Origin of the sequence: Bradyrhizobium tropiciagri, from assembly GCF_018130545.1 — a bacterium.
Lineage (GTDB): Bacteria > Pseudomonadota > Alphaproteobacteria > Rhizobiales > Xanthobacteraceae > Bradyrhizobium > Bradyrhizobium tropiciagri_A.
The window spans coordinates 261,220-276,075 of sequence record NZ_JAFCKF010000007.1 but is presented as its reverse complement, the minus strand read 5'-3'; the positions used below and the strand labels follow the sequence as shown (position 1 = coordinate 276,075).

Sequence of the window (14,856 nt, the reverse complement as noted above, 5' to 3'; positions counted from 1 at the left end):
ATGACCGAGCATGAGAATGAAACGCTCGCCGGCGAACGCGGCATTACTCCGGTCGGAGGAGCGGATAATGGTCGAACAGCGATGCTCAAACGCGGCTTCGGCGCGCTCGCGCTCACCGCATTCGCCTTTCTGATCATCTGGGGGACCTGGAAAAGCGACAAGCCGGTCAGCGACTCCGCCCGCAAGCTCATGATCCGTCAGGCGGCGGCGTTCGAGCCCGCCGCGGAGCTACCCGCCGCACCCACCACCACGGCATCCATTCCGGTCGCACCTATCTCAGCCACGCCGGCGGCCCCCGCGCCCGCTCCCGACCAGATGCTCGAAAGCGCACGGCGCGCGCCGGTGCTCGCCTATAACCGGCCGGTCGCGTCGGGACGTCCGCCCCATAATGGCCCGACCGGAAGCGTCCCCATCGATCCCTATGATTTTGGGCGGGCCGAGCCACGCAACGAGCTTGCGGACAAGCTGAAACCCACGCCGATCGAAGGCGTGCGCGCGGCCCGGCTTCCCAATCGCAACCTTCTCGTCACCCAGGGCACATCGATCCCTTGCGTGCTCGAGACTGCGATGTCCTCGGATGTGGCGGGCTTCGTCTCCTGTGTCGTGTTGCGAGATGTGATGTCGGATTCCGGCAATGTGGTGCTCATGGAAAAAGGCACCCAAGTGGTCGGCGAATATCGTGGCAATGTCCGGCGCGGCTCCAAACGGATGTTTGTGCTATGGGCGCGCGCCAAGACGCCGACGGGCGTGATCGTGGCGCTGGCCTCGCCTGCCACTGATGCGCTCGGCCGCGCAGGGTTCGACGGCGACATCGACACGCATTTCTGGGAGCGTTTCGGTTCGGCGCTGTTGCTGTCGATCGTCAGCGATGCCTCCTCGATCGGGCGGCAGCAATTGCAAGACGGCTCGATCCAGATCAACAACACTGCTGGTACGAGCAACACCGCCGCCGGCATCGCCGTCGAGCAATCAATCAACATCCCGCCGACGCTAAGCAAGAACCAGGGTGAACTCGTGAATATCTTTGTCGCGCGCGACCTCGATTTCTCGTCGGTCTACCAACTCAAGCGGATCGAAAGTCGCACCCAGATTCTCGACCGCACCCTCCCCGGAGGGCTCGTCGGGCCAGCCATGGTGACGAAATGAGCACAGGCGCATCGGTCAATCACGATAGCGGACGGTTGGTGCTGGCGCGCTACCTCGAGCCGCTGGCGCCATACTTGGCCGACAACACCCTGACCGAAATCGTCGTCAACCGTCCTGGCGAGGTTTTTGTGGAAGGACCTGACGGCTGGAGACGGCAGGAGGAAGCAACGCTCACGCACGCGTACCTCTCACACCTTGCGACAGCGGCCGCCGGTCACACCCGCCAGGACATCGGACCGGAATGTCCGGTGGTGTCGACCAGCTTGATCGGCGAGGAGCGCTGTCAAATCGTTGTGCCGCCCGCGGTCCCCGCAGGCATGATCAGTCTCACGATCCGCAAGCCCTCAACACTAACCATGAACCTGGACGCCTTGGAGCGGGTAAAGCTGTTCGATGAGGTCCGCTCCGCCAGGGACGAACTGGATGCCGACGAGCATCGGCTGCTCACGCTGAAAGAAACTGGCCATTGGCGCGAGTTCCTCGAGCTTGCGGTACGCACTCGCCGCAACATCTTGATCTCGGGGGCGACGGGGTCCGGCAAGACCACTCTGTCCAAAGCGCTGATTGCTGCCATTCCGGCGCATGAACGGCTCATCACCATCGAAGACACCGCCGAGCTGGTCATCCCGCATCAGAATTGTGTCCGGCTGCTCTATGCCAAGGATGGACAGGGTGTGGCCAAGATCGGCCCCCGCGAACTCCTGGAATCGTCCTTGCGCATGCGGCCCGACCGCATTCTGCTGCAGGAGCTGCGCGACGGCACCGCCTTCTTTTATCTCAGGAACGTGAATTCGGGGCACCCGGGATCGATCACGACGGTTCACGCCGACAGCGCCCGCCTTGCCTTTGAACAAATGACTCTGCTGGTCAAGGAGAGCGCGGAGGGACGTGATCTCCATCGCGACGATATCCGTTCGCTCTTGCTGCATCTGGTCGACGTCGTCGTCCAGATGCAAAAGTGCCGCGGCCGCTACCGTATTTCGGAAATCTACTATGACCCCGCTCGCAAACGCGACCACGCCCGTTAAGGCAGCGAAGGGCACGGTACTTGCGCTCGGGGCTGGCGCAGTCTTCCTGCTGGTCGCCTCGAACGTGTTGCTGCTCGGGCTCAGACTTCACGATGGCGGCTTTCACTGGTCGGAGATCGCAACGAGCTGGCCGCGTTACGGCACCGACCCACGTTTCGACCGGTGGCTGACGCTGTCGACCCTCGCCGGGATGATCGTGGTTTTTGGCCTGCTCGGCGCCATACTCCGGCACCGTCCGCCACCACTTCACGGCAGAGCCCGGTTCGCCTCCGAGCGCGAGATCAAGGTCGCCGGCCTGCGGTCCAAGGACGGGCTGCTGCTCGGCCGCAAAGACGGGAAAATGCTCTGCTTCGGTGGATCGGAACATGTCCTCCTCTATGCCCCAACCCGGGCCGGGAAGGGAGTCGGCTATGTCATTCCGAACTTGCTCAACTGGCCGGATTCGGTCGTTGCGCTGGATGTCAAGAAGGAGAATTGGGATCGCTCGGCCGGCTTTCGCGCTAGTCACGGGCAGGACGTCTATCTGTTCGATCCGCTCGACGAGAACGGCCGCACTGCGCGCTATAATCCGCTTGGCTACGTGCGCAGCGATCCCGCCGACCTCTACGACGATCTCCAGCGCATTGCGGTGATGCTATTTCCGGCGGAAAGCCGCGGAGATCCGTTCTGGTTCGAAGCAGCTCGTTCATCCTTTGTGGCGATCGGCGGCTATGTCGCCGAAACCCCGGGCCTGCCATTGACGATCGGCGAGATCCTGCGGCAGCTGTCGGCGACCCAGGATCTCAAAGCCCAGTTCGACAAGATCATCGCCGCGCGCAAGGCGGGCCCTTCCCCACTGTCGCGGCACTGCATCACGGCGCTGAACGATTTCCTCGCCGCCTCCGAGAACACCTTGAACTCGGTCCGCAAGACCGTAACGGCGCGTCTCGGTCTCTGGCTCAATCCCCGCATCGATGCCGCGACCTCGGCCAACGATTTTGATCTGCGGCAGCTCCGCCAAAATCCCATGTCGATTTATCTCGGGGTGACGCCAGACAATCTCGACCGCATGGTGCCACTCCTGAACCTATTCTTTCAACAAGTGGTCGATCTCAACACCCGCGAGCTGCCAGAACAAAACCCCAAACTTACTCGCAAGGTGCTGCTTTTGCTGGACGAATTTCCGGCGCTCGGCAATGTCAATGTGCTGGCAAAATCGGTCGCCTTCATTGCCGGATACGGAATCCGCCTCCTCACCGTGGTCCAGAGCCCGGCACAACTGCGCGCGATCTATGGGATCGACTCCGCCCGCAATTTCATGACCAACCACTCCGTGGAGGTCGTGTTTGCCCCGAAGGAGCAGGACGTGGCGAATGAGCTCTCGGAGCGCATCGGCTACGAGACTGTCAACGCTCGCAGTCGCAGCGGACCAAAAGGACTGGCGATGCGCGCGACCAGCGAGACGGTGTCCGAGCATCGTCGTGCCCTGATGCTGCCGCAAGAGCTGAAACTACTTCCAAAATCCAAGGCCTTCATTCTTGGTACCGGCATTCCGCCCATCATCGCCGATAAGATCATCTACTTTGAAGACAAGTCCTTTCTAGAGCGCTTGCTGCCCGCACCTGTTCTGCAGATGCCCAAAGAGCGTTCAAATGCGCTGCTCGACGCCGAGATCAAGGAGCTGCGCTCCGAGATTGCCGAGTTGCGCGCGGTATTGCGAGCGCGGCCGATGACCGACGAGGAGGTGGCTGATCCCTCCACGATTCCGGCCGGTGCTAGTTTCGATTTCGGCGACGTGGATGTCGACCTCGAAGGGCTCTCCGAAGACGAGCTAAAAGCCTGGACCCTGAACTACATCGACGCTCAGGTCGTTCCGCCGACGCGGCGGACAGGCCCCGAGCAGAGGGGTGAGCAGCATGAACGACAGGCATGACGCGAGCGGGGAATTCAGCCTGGAGCGGCAAAGTCGCGCGGGGCGTGCTCCCACCCGAGAAAAGGGAGAAGTCGAGATAGCAACAGCCCCCAAGAAGCCTTCATCTGCGAAGGTCACCGATAGTGCGTTTCCGGAGCGTATCCGTCGGAAATACTACGTGGTGGCCAGTGAATCCGACAAGGATGGATCTGGCGGCGAAGCGCGGCTCTATGCCGACGAGCTGAAAGAGTATCTCGCATTCAAGACCACTGACGATCGCCTGGTCACCCGCATAGCGGCCGCCGAAGTGATTCGGGACATGGTCAGCGTGGCACAACATCGCCAGTGGGAGGCCCTTCACGTCCATGGTTCCGTCGAGTTTCGGCGCGAGGCGTGGCTCGAGGCTAGCACGCGCGGAATAGAGGTGCAGGGCTATCAGCCAAACGAGCTTGATCGCCAGGCGCTCGCCGGCCGACGAGTCGCATGGGATCGAGCCCATGCCCGTACCAACGATGTCGAGGCTCGCTCGACCTCCGACAGGTCAATCCAGGCGGATAAGCTCGATTACGACAAGGGCGTTTCCGGACGTCTGATAGAGGTCGGGTTTGGCCCGTATCGCAACCGCGCCGACGCGGAGCCGTCAACCTATGTAGCCATCGAACTGGATGATCGCCGGCGACATCAGGTGTGGGGCGTCGGCGTTGTAACTGACGTCGCAGACAGTGGCGCCAGGCCTGGCGACCGCATCTCTCTGCGAAGGGATGGCGTCGAACCCATCATCAGGTCGATCAAGTCCATAGATGCCGCCACAGGAATCGCTGGCATTGAACGGCGTCAGATGTGGCGCAACATGTGGATGGTGACGATAGAGGAACGCCGGGCAGACCGACCGGCGGTCGAGCATGATTCCGACCTGCTCGCGGCCCAATCCCAGATTGTCGTCATCAACAAGCTTGTCGAACGCGCTCTGCCAAACGATGAGAATGCTCGCCAGAACATTATGGCTTTCGCTAGGGAGCGCGTCGCCCAACACCTTGAGAAGGGGCATTCGTTCCCGCGGGCAACAGTCCTGGATTCCGTTCAGGAGCGCATCCAAGCGAGAACCGACAACGATCAGGCGCGTCGTGAAAGGCGAGTAAGAACGAAGGATCAGGAGCGCTGATGCTGCGCTTACCGCTGTGCGATCTGCCCAGCGTCAAGTTGATGTTCTCGTCGCGTGGTTCGTTTTAGGTTTCGCGGGCGCGAGCTTGCATCGCGATCCAAATTCCTCAAATGATGCGGTTCTTCGGATTGGACCAGCTGACTCTTAATCAGCGGGTCCCAGGTTCGAGCCTTGGTGCGCCCACCAAAAAAACAAGACCTTAGCGAGACAAACAGTTTGGGAGGACCGAACTAAAGCGGTTTTTCCAACGGTGTTTCTTTGTAGCCGGCGCGCCACCTATTTGCGACAATGTGATCGACGGCGGTGGGCTATGCCGTGAGCTCCTTTCGGAGCGCCAGCCCCGATATCGATTGCGAATCTGCTGCTTTCCCAAATATGCTCGGTTGATGGTACGGCATGTACATCGACAAGTTGAGAAAACGTATCCCGAAGCATCGTCGGGCCGCGAGTAGGTAGGAGACGAACACAGCCTTGCACCTGCCCTTCATCTGATAGCTGCGCAAGGTACGCCGGATGAAGTGCGTCGAACTCGTCGACCTCCATGTCGTGGCTGACTTGGACATTCCAAGCCATGCGTAGCTTGAAAACGCGGTGTCTCAGTCGATAAATTTCATCCAGCGTGCTCGAGAACTTTCCATAAGAAGACTGGGTAATGAGCTGAATCATGATCCCTCCAAAGGTAGACATCTCCTTTGAAGCGGCACAAACATTCCCGGTCATTACCTGTCGTTGTAGGGGAGGGGGCGTCCTATTTTTGCTTGGTTTCTTTGGCAGCGGCAAGACAGGCGACAGCTTGTGTAATGGTGCGAACACCAAGCTTTTCCTTCGCATTCTCCAGATAGTACGCCACCGTGTTGCGCGAGAGGCCGAGGATTCGTCCGATCGCCCAAGCGCTTTTGCCCTGTGACGCCCATTCCAAGCATTCGAGTTCTCGATGAGACAGGGCCGTCCCGTCCATACTGAGGTTGGTAGTGAGTTTACGACTGACATGTGCGTGGAAGTACATCGCCATAAGCTGAAGAACGCGTGCATGCGACTTCACACAAGTTTCCAACGCGGTCTTCCGTTGGTCGGTAGCAAAGGTCAAGGCAGCGATGGGACCGTGACCGTCATGGATGGGAACAGTGAAGCCGAACCGGATTCCAAATCGTTCGGCCTCATCGAAGAACTGGCGTTGCGATGGCTTTTCATATTTTGATGGCAGATCGAGCCCCCATTGAAAGGGCTCGGGGCTCCGGACGACCTCCATGATAACTGGATCGATACGTTCATATTTGCTCCGGAGGTAGTGGGAGGTCCATGCCGCAGGATACGTTGAGATTAGCTGAGGCTTGTTACCGGGAGAATTAGGTAGTGCCAGATATGCAAAGCTGGACAAGTCAAAAGCCGCTGCGGTGGCTGCCATCAAGTCGGTAAAGTCGGCGGAAGTTTCGGCGCAAAACAGGAGGTCGATGAACCTCTGGAGGGAGGCGTGCATGGAATAGTTTGCGTTTCCTGTCGTTTCAAAAGTTGAAGGCATCGGTTTGGCCCACTGAACAGTCCACCTCAGGCGCCGAGAATAAGCATAAGCAGCTTCTACCCGCCTCGCTTTGGTGAGGGCCACAGCGTTTGCTTGGCCCGTGTTGCATCGCTGATGAGCTGTGGAAGTTTGCGAGGTTTGACTCAATAATCCGATTTGGTACTAAGCATTTCAGGTCGGGCGGTCAGCATCGAGGAGCGTGATCACATTTCCTGCAGGGTCGGTTATGTCCGTTTCACCAGGGCGACTCCATGGCTCGTTTGCTGCTGCTCGCGACAAGTGCCCATTCGCCATCAGGTAACGCAGGCACTCGGCGATTCCATGCACATGGAATCTGATCTTCGTGCGGGTGCTGAAGAGCGGTCCCCGCAGCGGCACAAGTACAACCCGTTGTTGTCCGGCGACTCCGAAGATCCTAATTCCGTCCGCCTGCTTCTGTTCTTCGAGCCCGAGCCCGTCCGCGTAAAACCAAGCTGCAGCTTCCATCTTTTCTTCAGGTATGAAGATCCTGACTGAGTCCATCTACAGTGCCCTCATAGTCCACAAAGCGTCTGTTCGCATGTGCAAGTAGACGAGCCTCGACGGGACCGGACCGATCTGGGCTTTGCACTATCGCGCAAGTACGCTAGCGCGGATGAGAAATCTCGATCGCCCCTGGTCAGCGCGCGTCTCCTGACAGGTCCTGACAGGACTTGGCGCTTCGAACAGAGCTCGAAGGAGCCAAGACGGGATCAAGCAAGCGTCCAATTTTAGCACTGGTATCAATAACGAGCGGAGTAAGCTCATTTCTAACGCGCGATCTGTCATAGTCACTCGCGAAAACGCTGATCGAAAGAACGAGGGAGCTGTTGTAGAGCGAGGACCAGAACGGAACAGCGACTGAATTCAAATATGCTCTAAACTGTCCGCTGGTCACGATGTATCCAAGTTCCTTCAATGCACGCCGGTTTTGCTCGAGTCCGGCTTGCAGTCGATCGGCCTCTCTTGCAGCGTTCCGTCCAACCTGTTGAAGAAGACGATCGGCCTCGGCTGGGCCGAGGGCCGCGGCGTAAGCGTGACCGGCGGCCGTCCTGGATATCGGAACGCGATTGCCCGCCCGAATTCGGAAGTCACGGAGTTCCTCCGCAGCCGCCGCTTCGACGAGGGTAATCTCGCAGCGGTCAGGAATGCCCAGGGCAATCACACAGGGCACCCGACTCGCAACGCTGCTCAGGATGGCTCGGACCTTTTCGTCACGCGCCGGGCTTCGCGTCATTGCGAGCGACATACAGACTGCGCTGGGGCCGATGGCATACTTTTGCTCAGCAGGAAGGTGAACGAGCAGGCCCATCCTCGTTAAAGTCTGGGTCAGCCGCGACACCGTTGACCTAGGCAGTCCGCAGCGTACCGACAGATCTCCATTGCTGAGGCGAACCGAGAGGCCATTGAAGCAGCGCAGCAGCTCGAACGAGCGTGAAACAACTTCAATCGTGCCTGCAGGGCTAGGAAGAGCCAGTCGTTCGGCAACACGCTCCATTGCGTTCGTAGCTCCGGTGGCGAAGAGGAAAAGTCAGCCTCGGTTCGGCGGGCTAGGCAGCGCTGACATCTCGGCTGTTGTCCTTGGCAAGGTCGAGTGCGACGTCGACGATCATGTCCTCTTGTCCTCCCACCATCCGGCGGCGGCCGAGCTCGACCAGGATCTTGCGAGAATCGACACCATACAAGCGGGACGCGCTTTCGGCGTGGCGCAGAAAGGACGAATAGACACCCGCATATCCTAGTGACAGGGTTTCGCGGTCAACCCGCACAGCGCGATCCTGGAGCGGGCGGACCAAATCATCTGCCGCGTCCATCAGTTTGAAAAGATCCACACCGTGCCGCAGACCGCAACGGTTGGCAACGGCGACGAACGCCTCGAGGGGCGTGTTGCCGGCGCCAGCCCCCATCCCGGCAAGCGATCCATCGACGCGAATTGCACCATGTTCGACCGCGACAAGCGAGTTCGCAACGCTCAGCGACAGATTTTCGTGCGCATGGATGCCGATCTGCGTCTCGGGCTTGAGTGCTTGGCGCAACGCTTTGACACGTTCCGCTGCATGATTGACCAAAAGCGCGCCGGCGGAGTCGGTGACATAGACGCAGTGAGCGCCGTATGATTCCATGAGCTTCGCTTGTTCGACGAGCCTGTCAGGAGAGCTCATATGAGCCATCATGAGGAAGCCGGCAACGTCCAGATCGAGCTCGCGCGCCGCTTCGATGTGTTGTTTGGCGACATCGGCTTCGGTGCAATGTGTCGCGATCCTGACGGATCGCACCCCCGCCTTAGCCGCCTCCTTGAGATCGTGGATGGTTCCAATCCCGGGGATGAGCAAGGTGGTAAGCTGCGCATGGTGCAAAACCGATGCTGCTGCCTCGATCCATTGCAGGTCAGTCTGGCGCCCAAAGCCGTAGTTGAACGACGCGCCGTTGAGGCCATCGCCATGAGCGACTTCTACGGCATCGACTCCGGCCGCGTCGAGGGCGGCGGCAATGCGTTTGACCTGCTCGATCGTGTATTGATGGCGGATGGCATGCATGCCATCGCGCAGCGTTACATCCTGAATGTAGATCTTCGGGGTCATGCGACCTGCTCCAACGTCTTCTTGGACACCAAACGCTCTGCGGTCGCGAGCGCAGCCGACGTCATGATGTCGAGGTTGCCGGCATATGCCGGCAAATAGTGGCCGGCGCCTTCCACTTCGAGAAGGATTGTGACCTTCGTCAAATTGTGCGCCCGCGAGCCGGGGAAATTGGCGACGGGTTCGAACTGGATGTCCTGCTTAAGGCGATATCCGGGGACATAGCTTTGGACCCGAGCGGCCATCTCGTGGACCGATGCGCGTATCGCTTCGAAGTCGTTGCTTTCGACCAAGCAGTAGACCGTGTCGCGCATGATGAGGGGCGGTTCAGCGGGATTGAGAATAATGATGGCCTTGCCGCGATCGGCGCCGCCGACCTTTTCGATGGCTCTTGCCGTCGTCTCCGTGAACTCGTCGATATTCGCACGCGTGCCAGGCCCCGCTGAGAGCGACGCGATGGAGGCGACAATCTCGGCATATGGCACTCTTGCAATGCGCCGTACCGCCGCGACCATCGGAATTGTCGCCTGGCCGCCACACGTGACCATGTTGACGTTTTCCTCGAGGATCACGTTATCCAGATTGACGGGCGGGATGACATAAGGCCCAATCGCTGCCGGCGTCAGGTCGATCGTCAATTTTCCGTCGGCCTTGAGCACGGCCGCGTGATGCTCATGAGCTCTTGCGGAAGTCGCATCGAAGACAACGCCGATGTCACGATAACCCTCCCAGCCGCGCAGGCCGTCGAGCCCCGACGCTGTCGCGAAGAGCCCCAGGCGGGACGCGCGTGAGAGGCCTTCCGAACCCGGATCGACGCCAACCATCGCGGCCATGCGCAGGGCCTTGCCATAGCGCATGATCTTGAACATCAGGTCGGTTCCGATATTGCCGGAGCCGATGATGGCCACATTGGTTTGCTGCATTGTTTACTGCCTTTTGCGTTAGAGCTGTCTGGCTTAGCCGAAGCGGACCTGAACCGAGCCGAGACCGAGAATGTGCGCTTCGTAAGTCTCTCCCTTCGTGACGCTGACCATCGGACCAAGAGCTCCCGTGAGGATGACGTCTCCGGCGCGAAGCGGAGCCCCGGCGGACGCGAGCTTACGGACGAGCCAAAGCGCGGCTTTGAGCGGATGACCGAGGCAGGCCGCACCGGCTCCGACCGAGACAATCTCGCCATTTCGCGTCATTGACATGCCGCAAGTCGCCAGGTCGACGTCTGTGATCCTCCGGAACGTGTCGCCCAGAGCGTATCGAGCGCTGGACCCGTTGTCGGCAATCGTGTCGACGATGCTGATCTTCCAGTCGGCGATCCGGCTATCGACAATCTCGAGAGCAGGGGCCACGAAGGCGATGGCCCGCGTGAGCTCGGCCGCTGTCGTGTCGGCTTGGTCGAGGTCGCGATCGAGGACGAGCGCCACCTCGGCCTCGATGCGAGGCTGGATCAGCTCCTCGATCTTGATCGAGCCGAGATGTTCGATCTCCATGTCCGCGAACAGCGCGCCAAAATCGGGCTCGCCCACGCCGAGTTGCTGCTGGACAGCAACCGATGTGAGGCCGACCTTCCGGCCGACCAGCCTTCGGCCGGCACCAATACCCCGGCGCGTGAGCTCGGCTTGGACCTGATAGGCAGCTTCCACGTTGCCTTGTCCAAGCTGCGAGACAATCGGACTGATCTGCTTGCGATCGGCCTCGGCGTTTGTGAGCAGATCAGCAACCTTGAGCACTGACTGATTCATGGCCGGTCCAGGAAGTCGCCGACCAGCGTGTTGAACTCGTCGGCCTTTTCCCACTGCGCCCAGTGACCGCATTTGGGGAAGACGTGGAGCTGGGCGTTTGGCAAAGTCTTCAGAAGAACGAGGCTGCCGTCGAGAGGAAGCACCCGATCCTCCCGGCCCCAGATAATCAAGACCTTGTGCTGGAGCGAGCCGAGATTTTCTCGCCAAAGGTCCATGGGCGGCCGCGTGAAGATATTGACAGTCTGGGGGACCGACGCCGCTTTCAAGCGCTCGGCGAGCAGATCTTCAGTGATGGCAGATGGATCGTAAACGAGCAACTCGATCACACCCTTCAGTTTTTCCATGGTCGGGCCTTCGCCGGCGTGGAACGTCGCCATGCGACGGAGGCCTTCGCTCGGCATGGTATTGAAGACGTGCAAACCGCCGCCGGAGCCCATCAACACCAGCCTGTTGACACGCTCGGGTGCGCGCAACGCCAACGTCAGTGCTGTGCCACCTCCAAGCGAGTTGCCAACGAAGCTGGCCTTGCGAATATCGAGCGCATCCATGAAGGAGCCGACGAAGCTGGCCATGGCCTCGTACGCCGGGCCATCCTTCAGCTTACCTTCAGTCTCGCCATATCCCGGCAGGTCAGGCACGATCACGCGCCGTTTGGCGGCGAGCGCCTCGATGTTCTTGCGATAGTTGCTGATACCCGACGCACCGGGACCGCCGCCATGGATCAGGATGGTAGGTTCGCCTGAACCCGCTTCGAAATACCGCGTGCGAGTGCCGCCGGCATCGATGAACTTCGGTTGTTCGTTGAAAGGCATGTTTTTCTCCCTGAGCTTATTTCAAGTGAACTAGTGTCCGTGCGCGGCGGGCGCACCGAACGTCGGCGCCGCGCCGCTGCAACTGGCGGCGACGGTGCATATCTGGGGCAACGCGATACGATCCGCGGCTTCGAAATCCGGAACTGACAAAGCGGTCTTTGCTTCGAGGTACATGGGGTCGAAATGACCGCAGAGCACGTTTGGATACGCCCAGGCGACCGTTGTCAGCTTTCTTTCCCCGTGTCTGATTTCGACGATTAACGGCTGTTCGGCCCCTGAGCCGCGGCCGCTTTGGTAACCGTCGCCGACGCAATAGATTTCGAGCCAGATTTCATCGTTGCTGCGCCGCTGAAGTGCGATTTCGAGATCCAAGAGACCGTAGACGGGATCGGTGAAGCGAATTCCGGAGTAGAAGTAGAGATGGGGAATGCGCGCATAGCGGCTTTCGCCATGCTCGGGATCGTGCGGCACCTGCGCGTCCGATCGTCCTGGCGTGCGGGGCGGCACGCTCCCGAGCGATACTAGCTGCGGTTCGGAACGGCACTGGAACATCTTCATCCCTCCTGTAACGACGCTTACGCGTCATCTCTGACGAAGCCGGCGTTCGGCTCGGCGAGCAGAGCGGCGGCATTCGCGGTGAAGTCGACATTGGCGAGAGCCCGGCGCGCAAAGTCTGCCGGTTGCTTCTGTCGAATGGCGAAGGGGTAGTCTGAGCCGACGACAAGCCGATCGGCGCCGGTCCGATCCTGGAGGTATTGCAGCGATCGACTGTCATAAAGGATCGTGTCGTACCAGAAGCGCTTGAGCGTCGTGCCCACGGCTTCCGGAAGATGTCTCTTGAGCAAGGGAGTGCTCTCGTACGCAAAGTCGATCCGAGGCGCGATCCAGGGCGCGGCTCCGCCGCCATGACTCAACAAGAGCCGCAGTTTCGGAAATCGATGAACGACTTGCGCTCCGAGTAGAGCAACCGTCGCCATCGCGGTTTCCAACGGAAAAATCGAAACGGCTGCGAGCTCCTGCGGTTGCCCGATCCGTTCCATCCCGATCGGATGCAAGGGATGAACGAAGATCACGAGGCCCAGCGCTTCCGCCTGCGCGTAAACCGGATCGAGGCGAGGGTCTCCGAGCGGTATGCCGGCGATGTGCGTTCCGATCTCGATTCCCCGCAATCCGAGCTTCCGCACGTCCTCGAGACGCTTCGCCGCGAGCTGCGGGTCCTGCATCGGCACCATGCCGATGCCGCGAAACTGGCCGGGATTTTCGGCAATCATGGCGGCGATGTAGTCGTTCGTGATGGCGCAGAGATCGTCGGCCTCGCTCGAGGGAAGCCAGTGCGACAGCAACTCGGGCATGGGGGACAGAACCTGGACGTCAATGCCGTCTTCCTTCATGTCATTGAGGCGACGCTCGACATCCCATGACCGCGAGTCAATCACGCGAAAGGCGCGGCCGCGGATCATGACCGCTGCATCATCATCGCTGCGCCGCTCGACGCTCGGCCACGCATCGCTCCGTCCGTCCCCGGCCCGGAGTGTGAGCGGCACAACGTGTGTATGAACATCGACGGCTTTCACCAGCGCTCTCTCCTTTGGCCCGCAGTCTTCGCTGCGATGCAGCAACCATACGTGTACGTAATACAGTTTACTCAGACTGTTTGTACTTTACAATCTCGTTGGACTGTTTATATGGGTTTGTCAACGACGATCGCTTGGGAGGTTTTTTTGTCCAGTCTCGGAGGCGTGTACCATGAGATGCGCTGACGCTGGCGTCGTGATCGTTGGCGGAGGACAGGCCGGCAGTCGCGCCGCCGAGGCGCTCCGGCTCGCCGAGTTCCGCGGCTCAATCACTCTTGTTGGTGATGAAGTGCATCTCCCCTACGAGCGGCCGCAACTGTCGAAGGAGCTTCTTCTCAAAGAAGAAGCGGGGCCGGCTTACATTCGTTCGCGTGAGCAATGGCAGGAGTTGGACGTCGACGTCATGACCGGCGTTCGCGTTGCGGGTTGCGATCTTGAAAGGCGAGTTCTTGGCTTTGAGGACGGTCGCGAGCGTCCATTCACGAAGCTTCTGATTGCGACAGGCACGCGCGCTCGTCGCCTGCCGGATCTCGAGCAGGGGCCTATTCCGGTTTTTTACCTCCGTAGCGTGGATGATGCGGTGGGGTTGCGAGCTTCACTTCGCGAAGGGCTGCGGGTCGCGTTGATTGGGGGCGGCGTCATCGGCTTGGAAGTGGCTGCCGCGGCCGTCGAGCGAGGCTGCGCCGTGACGGTGATCGAGGCGGCACCGTTGGTTCTCGCGCAGGTCGGCTCGCGACTGATCAGCGAATATTTTCTGAAGCTGCATCGCGATCTTGGCGTGAGGGTCCTGACCGAGGTCACCGCGCAACGCGTCGCGCCGGAAGGTCTTGTTCTGTCTGACGGGTCGATTTGCCCTGCCGATCTGGTGCTGGTGGGTATCGGCGTCGAGCCGGCGGTCGAAAGCGTCGCCGGCTCCGGAATTTCCACGTCCAAGGGAATACGCGTCGACCGACACGGCGCCACGGAGTGTGACGGCGTTTATGCTGCTGGGGACGTTGCCGAGCAGTGGAATCGCTGCGCGGATCGATGGATGCGGGTCGAGAATTGGGCCAACGCCCAGAATCAGGCCGTCTCCACAGCGAAATCCATGTTGGGGCAGGGCGAGGGCTACGACAGCGTGCCCTGGTTCTGGTCCGACCAGCATAAGACCAATTTGCAGGTCGTCGGCAGCCTCTCGAATGTCACGGAGATCGTTCGCGGCGATAGTTCCTGCGGGCGGTTCAGCGTCTTGGGGCTGCGCGACGACGAAATCGTCGGAGCTGCAACCGTCAACGCGCCGAAGCACATGGCGATCCTGCGCCGCGCAGTGGCCGCCCGCATGCGGGTCAATCGAGCTGATCTCGAGAATCCGGAATTCGATCTGAAGCGACTGCTTTCAAAATAAGAGCAAA

General features: G+C 60.2%; 15 protein-coding genes. 5 read left to right on the top strand and 10 right to left on the bottom strand.

Annotated elements, in window-relative coordinates:
- From virB10 to JQ616_RS29255, 4 genes are read left to right on the top strand one after another with little or no spacing between them, the layout of a single operon-like run.
- Positions 1-1,146 carry a type IV secretion system protein VirB10 gene (gene virB10, locus JQ616_RS29270; protein ID WP_212020616.1) on the top strand — a complete coding sequence of 382 codons (1,146 nt, stop codon included), beginning with the start codon at positions 1-3 and terminating at the stop codon, positions 1,144-1,146.
- Complete coding sequence (gene virB11 / locus JQ616_RS29265) at positions 1,143-2,174, top strand: P-type DNA transfer ATPase VirB11 (RefSeq protein ID WP_212020614.1); 1,032 nt, start codon at positions 1,143-1,145, stop codon at positions 2,172-2,174. Before virB10 ends, virB11 begins: the two co-directional genes overlap by 4 nt.
- Positions 2,140-4,086: a type IV secretory system conjugative DNA transfer family protein gene (locus tag JQ616_RS29260; protein WP_212020612.1), complete on the top strand. Its 1,947-nt coding sequence runs from the start codon at positions 2,140-2,142 to the stop codon at positions 4,084-4,086. Before virB11 ends, JQ616_RS29260 begins: the two co-directional genes overlap by 35 nt.
- Entirely contained in the window at positions 4,070-5,227 is a 1,158-nt protein-coding gene (locus JQ616_RS29255; RefSeq protein ID WP_212020611.1) for an LPD7 domain-containing protein, read from the top strand. Before JQ616_RS29260 ends, JQ616_RS29255 begins: the two co-directional genes overlap by 17 nt.
- A gap of 276 nt (positions 5,228-5,503) precedes the next feature.
- On the opposite strand, the gene JQ616_RS29250 is transcribed toward JQ616_RS29255, so the two are convergent.
- The 10 genes from JQ616_RS29250 to JQ616_RS29205 all read right to left on the bottom strand — a co-directional run bounded on the left by JQ616_RS29250 (position 5,504) and on the right by JQ616_RS29205 (position 13,465).
- Positions 5,504-5,893, bottom strand: coding sequence for an acyl-homoserine-lactone synthase (locus JQ616_RS29250; protein WP_212020609.1), 390 nt, complete (start codon positions 5,891-5,893; stop codon positions 5,504-5,506).
- An 82-nt stretch (positions 5,894-5,975) separates the two neighbouring features.
- Positions 5,976-6,704: a LuxR family transcriptional regulator gene (locus tag JQ616_RS29245; protein WP_212020918.1), complete on the bottom strand. Its 729-nt coding sequence runs from the start codon at positions 6,702-6,704 to the stop codon at positions 5,976-5,978.
- Between the two features lie 213 nt (positions 6,705-6,917).
- Positions 6,918-7,268 (bottom strand): VOC family protein, encoded by a 351-nt coding sequence (locus tag JQ616_RS29240; protein WP_212020607.1) that lies wholly within the window; start codon positions 7,266-7,268, stop codon positions 6,918-6,920.
- A gap of 136 nt (positions 7,269-7,404) precedes the next feature.
- Complete coding sequence (locus tag JQ616_RS29235) at positions 7,405-8,262, bottom strand: IclR family transcriptional regulator (protein ID WP_212020605.1); 858 nt, start codon at positions 8,260-8,262, stop codon at positions 7,405-7,407.
- Between the two features lie 52 nt (positions 8,263-8,314).
- Positions 8,315-9,346, bottom strand: a complete 1,032-nt coding sequence (gene dmpG / locus JQ616_RS29230) for a 4-hydroxy-2-oxovalerate aldolase (RefSeq protein WP_212020603.1) — start codon at positions 9,344-9,346, stop codon at positions 8,315-8,317.
- Positions 9,343-10,266: an acetaldehyde dehydrogenase (acetylating) gene (locus JQ616_RS29225; protein ID WP_212020601.1), complete on the bottom strand. Its 924-nt coding sequence runs from the start codon at positions 10,264-10,266 to the stop codon at positions 9,343-9,345. Before JQ616_RS29225 ends, dmpG begins: the two co-directional genes overlap by 4 nt.
- A gap of 33 nt (positions 10,267-10,299) precedes the next feature.
- Complete coding sequence (locus tag JQ616_RS29220; protein WP_249137419.1) at positions 10,300-11,079, bottom strand: 2-keto-4-pentenoate hydratase; 780 nt, start codon at positions 11,077-11,079, stop codon at positions 10,300-10,302.
- Positions 11,076-11,891 carry an alpha/beta fold hydrolase gene (locus JQ616_RS29215; protein WP_212020597.1) on the bottom strand — a complete coding sequence of 272 codons (816 nt, stop codon included), beginning with the start codon at positions 11,889-11,891 and terminating at the stop codon, positions 11,076-11,078. Before JQ616_RS29215 ends, JQ616_RS29220 begins: the two co-directional genes overlap by 4 nt.
- 30 nt (positions 11,892-11,921) lie before the next feature.
- Positions 11,922-12,449: a hypothetical protein gene (locus tag JQ616_RS29210; RefSeq protein ID WP_212020596.1), complete on the bottom strand. Its 528-nt coding sequence runs from the start codon at positions 12,447-12,449 to the stop codon at positions 11,922-11,924.
- A 17-nt stretch (positions 12,450-12,466) separates the two neighbouring features.
- Positions 12,467-13,465, bottom strand: a complete 999-nt coding sequence (locus JQ616_RS29205; RefSeq protein WP_212020594.1) for an amidohydrolase family protein — start codon at positions 13,463-13,465, stop codon at positions 12,467-12,469.
- Positions 13,466-13,637: 172 nt separating this feature from the next.
- On the opposite strand from JQ616_RS29205, the gene JQ616_RS29200 reads away from it, so the two are divergent.
- Complete coding sequence (locus JQ616_RS29200) at positions 13,638-14,849, top strand: NAD(P)/FAD-dependent oxidoreductase (RefSeq protein ID WP_212020593.1); 1,212 nt, start codon at positions 13,638-13,640, stop codon at positions 14,847-14,849.
- Positions 14,850-14,856 lie beyond the last annotated feature (7 nt).